Source organism: Streptomyces sp. MS191, assembly GCF_008042125.1.
Taxonomy (GTDB): Bacteria; Actinomycetota; Actinomycetes; order Streptomycetales; family Streptomycetaceae; genus Streptomyces.
Genome location: NZ_RDBI01000083.1, coordinates 1 through 6647 on the forward strand (window position 1 = coordinate 1; position 6647 = coordinate 6647).

The window sequence follows — 6647 nt, forward strand, 5'->3', positions numbered from 1 at the left end:
CCCCTCCCGCGGGATTCGGGAGGGGCGGGCACCCCACCAGTCCACCACACAGGAGCAGCCCCATGACCGACCACACCGCCGACGCGCCTCGGATTGACACGTCCCCTGACGGAGACGGCGTCATCCTGCACCTCCCGGAGATCACCTACCTCGACACCCAGACGTGGGCCGTCGATATCGGGCTCACCCCTGCCGGCCTCGCCGCGCTCCGGGCCCTGCTCCACGACGACGACGGCCCGATCCGCGCCACGGACTCGGGTCGCAAGCTGATCGCCGACCTGGACACGAACACCAAGCCGAAGCGGACCAAGAAGCCCGCAAGCGCCGAGACACCGTCAGCCCTGGCCGCCCTCCGCGCACTCGCCGCCCTCCCCCAGCCCGTACAACCCCACAGCGGCCACCGCCGCGGCATCTGGTCCCTCGGCGCCCGCAACGGCTACTCCGCCCGCCAGACGACGTTCTACGCCCTCGCTGACGCCGGCTACGTCAAGGTCCACCACGGCCCGCACCTCAGCACGCGACTGGAAGTCACCGCGACCGGCCGCCGACGCCTCACCGCCTGACCGCGCTCATCCGGTTCCACCGACCCACACACAGGGAGACCACCTCATGGCCCGACCCGACACCCCGCCCCGCAGGAACGACGGAGGCACCACCACCCGCCGCGTCAAGCGCGCGTGCAACGCCTGCGGCTACACCCTCGGCGACGCCACCGACATGGAGATCGCTGCCGCCATGGAGGGCCGCGCATTGCCCGACGTCCGCGACGAGTGCCCGACCTGCACGCCCGTCTCGTAGCCGCCCGCCGGTCCGCCCCACCCGACACCAAGGAGCAACCCATGACCGACCTGCACCTGATCATCAGCCGCCCGGGCCCCGGCGACTGGCTCGGCCGCCTCGACGTCGTCGAAGCCCTGGAGTCCGCGGGCTGGACCGGCGACACCGACATGCCACTCAGCATCCTGCGCCACCCGTCCGGCGCCGTCTGGGCCGTGCACAACGAGTCCGACGACTCCGGCCTCGACTGCCCGAGCGGCGCCGTCATCGAGTTCCCCGGCGACACCCCAGCCGTTGTCATCGTCGCGGCCTGCCTGGCCGCTGCCTCGGCTTGATCACGCAGTGGCCCGCCCCTCCCGCGGGATTCGGGAGGGGCGGGCACCCCACCAGTCCACCACACAGGAGCAGCCCCATGACCGACCACACCGCCGACGCGCCTCGGATTGACACGTCCCCTGACGGAGACGGCGTCATCCTGCACCTCCCGGAGATCACCTACCTCGACACCCAGACGTGGGCCGTCGATATCGGGCTCACCCCTGCCGGCCTCGCCGCGCTCCGGGCCCTGCTCCACGACGACGACGCGGCCCGCCAGGTCAGCACACAACAGCCGGACGCCGAGGAGACGCAGCAGTGCCCTGCCGCCGAGTTCGAGGACTACGGCCAGCAGTGCCAGAAAGCCATCGGCCACGAGCTGCACACCTTCGAACAGACTGCCGCCGATTACACCTGCGGGTCGACAGGTCCCGCCTTCGTCCCTGCTGGGCACTACCGCGACTGCCCGCAGTACGCCGCCGTCGGGCAGCAGGACGCCACCCAGCCCACGACCGACGAGACCGAGCAGCTGGTCCACGTCGGCTGGTGGTGCTGGCGCGGCAACGACCACGGCCACCTCGCCGACATGGCCTGCCGCAGCGACAACGTCCCCATCCACGTCCCCACCGAATGGGCCGCCGAGATGCGCGCCGTCATCGAGCACCTCACCGACAACCACGAGCCCGGGGAGGACTGCACCTGGGTCACCCCCGAAGAGCAGGCCGCTGAGACCCGCGCCGCCGCCGACGAGGAGACCGCCCGATGACCGACCAGCCCCGCCTCGGCCCCATCGACCACGCCAACACAGCCCAACAGGCACGCCAGACCACGCAGGCCGGTGGCCGGCACACCGTCGACTCGATCACCTCGGACGCCCTCGACCAGCTGTACGCCGAGCTGGAGCAGCTGCGGCTGGACCAGGCGGGGACCGATCACGTGAGTGCCGCGTGGGCCCGCAAGCTGCGCGAGCAGCAGCACCGCGCCGAGCAGGCCGAGGCCAAGCTCGCAGCCGCCCGCGAAGCCACCGACTCCGTCCACCGCGCGATGGTCCACGACCCCCGCGACTGGGGCCAGTACAAGCGCGACGCCTGGACCTACGGCGTCATCGTCGGCTGGGGCTGCGAAGAGCGTCACGACCACGACGACATCTGCGGAGCCGACGACGCCCTCAAGGAAATCACCACACGGCACAGGTGGCTCCCGGAAGACGTGGCCCGCCTGAAGACCTACCGGGCCGCCATCGCCGCCCTCGACCCCCAGGAGCCCCAGCCGTGAAGACACTCCGCCCCCACTGGCACCTCGGCGCCGCCTGGTGGTGCCACATCGGCCTCTGCCGAATCTGCCGCAGCAACCGGCGCCGCACCAAGGCCAACCGCCCAGCCTGACCCCGCGCACAGCAGTGGGGCGTGCCCTCGACCTCCCCAGGCCARCACGCCCCACACGGTGCAGTCACCCTACGCCCCACGCACACCCCGGAGCGCACCATGACCGCCACCACCGCACACCATCTGCACCGCACCGCCACCCTCTGGACCGACCTCGAGGACGCGCTCAGCAGCCCCCACACCTCGAGCTGGCCCCCCACCAGCCTCCGCCACTACCTCGCCGCCCTCGAGCACGCCGACCACCTCGAGACCACCGGCCTCCGCGCCCTCGAGCGAAACCCCGACCAGCTCGGCACCCGCCCCGTCCCCATCAACCTCGCCATCCACGACACCATGCGCGCCGTCCACGCCGCACTCCTCGAGACCGCCGCCCAGATCGCCGCCGCGAACCAGCGCGGCCCCATGCAGCCCGCACCCCCCACCTGGCCGACCGCCGACCGGATCCGCCGCAATCAGCTCGCCGCGCAGGATGCTCGAGACCCGCAGCGCTGGCAGTTCACCGGCCAGCCCTCGAGCGCGGTACGGGCCGCCCTGTGGCTATCCGCTCGAGCGGAAGGCGTGCGCTGGCCCGGCCGGCCGCTCACTCTCGAGCAGCAGGAGCACCTCGCCGCAGTCGCTGCCGGGGCGCTCCGCCGTGTGGAGGGGGCCCTCGACCTTGCGGACCTGCGTCGCGAGCTGTCCGACGCCTACCCGTGCCAGTGCGGCGGCCGTTTCGAGGTGTACGGCGGCAACGGGGCGCGCCCGTGCGCACGCTGCAAGGGGTGCGGGGTCATCGTCCACGAGGGCGGAGTGGTCGCAGCCTGACCCGGACAGCAGCAGGCCCCCGCCCGGATCACCCAGACGGGGGCCCACGTGCACGGGCGCGGCTACGGGCGCCACGCCTCGTCGTAGTCGGGATGCTCGGCATAAGGGAGTGCGAGCAGGCGCAGCACAGGCAGGAGCTTGTCGGCGTACCACCACGGGTTGTCGCCGCCCGAGTCGTTGAGCTCGGCGGTTACGTGGGCGAGGACCCGCCGCTTGGCGTCGACCTCGGCGAGGACACGAGCTTGCGTCCACCCGGAATTCGTGTCCGCCCAGTTCCGGAGCTTCGCCATGTCGTCGTACCCCTCGACGGGGTGGGCGTAGCGGGCGATCACTGCGTTCCCTCCCGGCCGGATGTGCAGCCACACGCACCCGTCGCCATCCACCCCCGGCGAAGGGAAGATGCCCCGGTTCGCGCGAGCGTCCCGCTCGTCCTCGTCGAGGCGGACGTTCAGGAACTCCACCAGACCCACGGTCACTCCTCCGTCGTCTTCCTCGGCCGGTGCGACCCCGACCCGCTGTAGCCGCGGAACACGTCCTGCACCGTGCTCAGCTTGCAGCCCAGCCGATCAGCGATCTGCCGATACGACAGACCGGCGCCCCCATCCCACAGGGCAATGATCAGCTTGCGGCGCTCCGCCGACCAGACCTTGTTCCGTTCGACCTGCGCGGCCATGATCCGGCTCTGCGCCCGTACCCGCGCCTCGGGGTCGGCGATGCGCTCGACCTCGTCCAGTGCTTCATGCACCCGCTGCACCTCCTTGTCGCTCACTCCGGCCCCTTCAATCGGGCAGGCCGCTTGCCATCACTGTAGGGGCCCCCTACAGTGGCGAGCAAGCAGTCCCACGCTGCTGATGCAGAACGGCCCCGGTCGGTGGTCAGACCGGCCGGGGCCAGCTATCCCGCCTGCCTACCAGGAGGAACAGCCATGCACGACTCTACGCACCTCACCCAGCAGGACGAAGCCCTGCGCCGGGCCCGCCACGGCGGACCCCTCCGCCTCGGCGTCCTCCAGCTCGCCCTCGCCGACCGGCTCGACGCCGACCACGCCGACCACCCCATGACCAAGGGGCTCGCCGAAGCGCAGGCGCTCCAGGTGGCCGCAGCGACTTACGGCGAGGGGACCTACTCCGAGCAGGTCGAGAACACCCTCCTCCGCAGCCTCCCGCCCATCCGGCGCGGCGACACCCGCGACGTCTACGCCGCCCGTCTCCGCCTCATCGCCGAGGGAGCGACCGCCTGATGCCCCGCCGCCCCAGCGCGCCACCCATCCTCTACGGCGCCTACGCCCTCGCCGGCCTCTCCCTCCTCTGGTCCGGCTACGCCATCACCGACCTCATGAACTCCGGCCCCTTCGGCCTCTCCGTCGCCATCGCCGGCGACATCGGCTGGCTGTCCGTCATGTGGGCCGAGCACCACCGCCGTGGCGGCCGCGCCGTCACCATCGCCGGATGGGCCATCGCCCTCGGCGTCGGCGGTCTCCTTGTCCTCCACGGCATCGACGCCCACGACCTCGCGCAGGCCATCGCAGGCCCGTTCGTCGTCCTCGTCGGCAAGACTGTCGCCGCGATCGCGCTCCTCGTCATGCGCGATCCCGCGGCGCTCACCGCCGAGCAGGAAGCCGAGATCAACAGCGTCATCCGCGACGGCGAGCACCAGGCGCGCCTCCGGAAGGTGAAGCGGGAGCAGCAGCAGCGCGCCGCCGACGACGTGATCGAGCGGATCGAGCAGGAGGCTCGGATCACGGCCGCACGCGACCGCGCGGACTTCCGGATCACCCTCGATCGGATCGAGATGCGAGCCGAGATCCAGCGGAACACGCCGATCGCGATCGCCCCGATCACGGCCGAGCACGAGCCGAGCACGCTCGCGAACACCCCCGAGCAGCAGCACGCTTCAGGGCGCCCCGAACCTGCGCCCACCAGCGCGATCACCGATCGCGAGCAGCCGAGCATCGCCGATCTCGCCCGCGAGCACGTCGCGATCACACCCGACAACGCGAGCGCCGTGCGCGCGATCCTCGCGATCCGCCCCGACGCCAAGGAAGCGTCCGTGGGAGCCGCCGTCCGCCGCGCCCGAGCCGAGGGCGGCTACGCGTGATCTCCCTCTACGTAGTCAGCTACTGGGCTTTCCTCGCCCTCTGGCCCCTCGGCCTCGCCGCGGTCGTCATCCCCGCCGCGCGCCGCCCCTTCCGCTGGCTCCTCATCGGCTGGCTCCTCATCTTCATCGCCTCCAGGTAAGGACACCCCTCGTGAACCCCATCGCCGCCCCCACCCAGGGCGTCAACTCCGCCGGCATCAGCAGCGGCGCCGTCATCCTCGGCCTGCTCCTCGTCGCCTGGCTCCTCGGCCGCTGGAAGGTCATCCCGTCCGAGTCCCGCAAGCTCATCGGCATCGTCGCCGTCGCCCTGATCCTCCTCGCCGGAGCCGGCGGCCTCATCGGCTCCCTGTTCTACGGCGTCCGCCAGGCAGGCGACGGCATCGGACAGACCGTCACCGGCACCACCACCGGCCGATGAGCACCTGGTACCGCATCGCCGACGGCACCGGCATCCTCGCCCGCCGTGCCGGGACGTGGCTCGTGGGGGAGGGCTGGCAGTCCCTCGCCCTGCGCGGCGGCACGGTCGCGTTCCTCGCGCCGTACGTCCTGCCGCCGGTCCTCGACGAGCTACGCGGCTACCCCCTCGCCGTCCCCGCGGCCACCGTCGCGGGGCTCGGCGCAGCCTGGTGGGCCGGCCGCCCCCAGGCCGCCGAGGACATCGAGGAGGACGTCGAGGAGCAGCCGGAGCAGGAGCCCGCGCCCGCCGTCGAGCCGGGAGTGTTCATCGGGCACGTCCGGACCGCGATCGGCACCGGGAAAGGCGTCCACCTCGCGGCGCTCGCCGAGCACCTCACCCGGGCCACCGGCGACCCCTGGACGCCAGCCCTCGCGCGGGCCGCGTGTGAGGCCGCCGGGCTGCCCGTTCAGCGGGGCGTCAGGATGCCCGGCCGCGCCCCGTCCACCGGGGTCAAGTTGGGGGCGCTCCCCGCGCCCCTTCCGGCCCCTTCCGTAGCCCCTCCTGGGGATGTAGTTCCCGCAGGTCAGGGCGTGGCTACAGGGGCGGCTACAGCTACAGCTACACCCCTCGCGGTCGAGCATGGGCAGGGGATGACGATCATCCGCGACCCGGCCGAGCGCCGCCACTACACCGTCACCAAGACCCCCTGAAGGGCCCGCCATGTGCCGCCTCATCCACGCCCTCGCCCGTACCGCCGCCGACTACTGCGCCGCCTGCGGATGGTGGAGCAAGCCGTTCTGCGGCCACTGACCGCCCCCGAGTGCCACACTGGAACCTGCGCGCCGGGACCGCCCGGCACCCGCCCCGCCACG

The 6647-nt window shown here is 72.3% G+C and carries 13 protein-coding genes; 11 read left to right on the top strand and 2 right to left on the bottom strand.

The window, feature by feature from the left end; genetic code table 11:
• The first annotated feature begins 62 nt into the window (after positions 1-62).
• The 6 genes from EAO71_RS34935 (at position 63) to EAO71_RS34960 (ending at position 3281) form a co-directional block, all read left to right on the top strand.
• A complete protein-coding gene (locus tag EAO71_RS34935) occupies positions 63-563 on the top strand; it encodes a hypothetical protein (RefSeq protein WP_147981850.1) in 501 nt (166 codons plus the stop codon).
• Between the two features lie 46 nt (positions 564-609).
• Positions 610-798: a hypothetical protein gene (locus EAO71_RS34940; protein WP_147981851.1), complete on the top strand. Its 189-nt coding sequence runs from the start codon at positions 610-612 to the stop codon at positions 796-798.
• A 41-nt stretch (positions 799-839) separates the two neighbouring features.
• Complete coding sequence (locus EAO71_RS34945) at positions 840-1112, top strand: hypothetical protein (protein WP_147980443.1); 273 nt, start codon at positions 840-842, stop codon at positions 1110-1112.
• A gap of 77 nt (positions 1113-1189) precedes the next feature.
• Positions 1190-1858, top strand: a complete 669-nt coding sequence (locus EAO71_RS34950) for a hypothetical protein (RefSeq protein ID WP_147981852.1) — start codon at positions 1190-1192, stop codon at positions 1856-1858.
• Positions 1855-2367 (top strand): hypothetical protein, encoded by a 513-nt coding sequence (locus tag EAO71_RS34955; protein WP_147981853.1) that lies wholly within the window; start codon positions 1855-1857, stop codon positions 2365-2367. The genes EAO71_RS34950 and EAO71_RS34955 overlap by 4 nt, the downstream gene beginning before the upstream one ends.
• Positions 2368-2576: 209 nt before the next feature.
• On the top strand, positions 2577-3281 hold the full coding sequence (locus EAO71_RS34960) for a hypothetical protein (protein ID WP_147981854.1): 705 nt from the start codon (positions 2577-2579) through the stop codon (positions 3279-3281).
• Positions 3282-3343: 62 nt separating this feature from the next.
• Here the strand turns inward: EAO71_RS34960 and EAO71_RS34965 are convergent, their stop codons facing one another.
• Both EAO71_RS34965 and EAO71_RS34970 read right to left on the bottom strand, forming a co-directional pair.
• A complete protein-coding gene (locus EAO71_RS34965; RefSeq protein WP_147981855.1) occupies positions 3344-3751 on the bottom strand; it encodes a DUF6221 family protein in 408 nt (135 codons plus the stop codon).
• Between the two features lie 2 nt (positions 3752-3753).
• On the bottom strand, positions 3754-4050 hold the full coding sequence (locus EAO71_RS34970; RefSeq protein ID WP_147981856.1) for a helix-turn-helix domain-containing protein: 297 nt from the start codon (positions 4048-4050) through the stop codon (positions 3754-3756).
• A 156-nt stretch (positions 4051-4206) separates the two neighbouring features.
• On the opposite strand from EAO71_RS34970, the gene EAO71_RS34975 reads away from it, so the two are divergent.
• The 5 genes from EAO71_RS34975 to EAO71_RS34990 are packed head-to-tail and all read left to right on the top strand — an operon-like array spanning position 4207 to position 6485.
• Complete coding sequence (locus tag EAO71_RS34975; RefSeq protein ID WP_147981857.1) at positions 4207-4521, top strand: hypothetical protein; 315 nt, start codon at positions 4207-4209, stop codon at positions 4519-4521.
• The gene (locus EAO71_RS34980; RefSeq protein WP_147981858.1) at positions 4521-5378 is read left to right on the top strand and encodes a hypothetical protein; all 858 of its coding nucleotides are present in this window, start codon (positions 4521-4523) and stop codon (positions 5376-5378) included. Before EAO71_RS34975 ends, EAO71_RS34980 begins: the two co-directional genes overlap by 1 nt.
• Positions 5375-5518 carry a hypothetical protein gene (locus tag EAO71_RS38020; RefSeq protein WP_187282947.1) on the top strand — a complete coding sequence of 48 codons (144 nt, stop codon included), beginning with the start codon at positions 5375-5377 and terminating at the stop codon, positions 5516-5518. Before EAO71_RS34980 ends, EAO71_RS38020 begins: the two co-directional genes overlap by 4 nt.
• Before the next feature lie 11 nt (positions 5519-5529).
• Entirely contained in the window at positions 5530-5796 is a 267-nt protein-coding gene (locus tag EAO71_RS34985; RefSeq protein WP_147981859.1) for a hypothetical protein, read from the top strand.
• Positions 5793-6485 carry a hypothetical protein gene (locus EAO71_RS34990; RefSeq protein WP_147981860.1) on the top strand — a complete coding sequence of 231 codons (693 nt, stop codon included), beginning with the start codon at positions 5793-5795 and terminating at the stop codon, positions 6483-6485. The genes EAO71_RS34985 and EAO71_RS34990 overlap by 4 nt, the downstream gene beginning before the upstream one ends.
• Positions 6486-6647 lie beyond the last annotated feature (162 nt).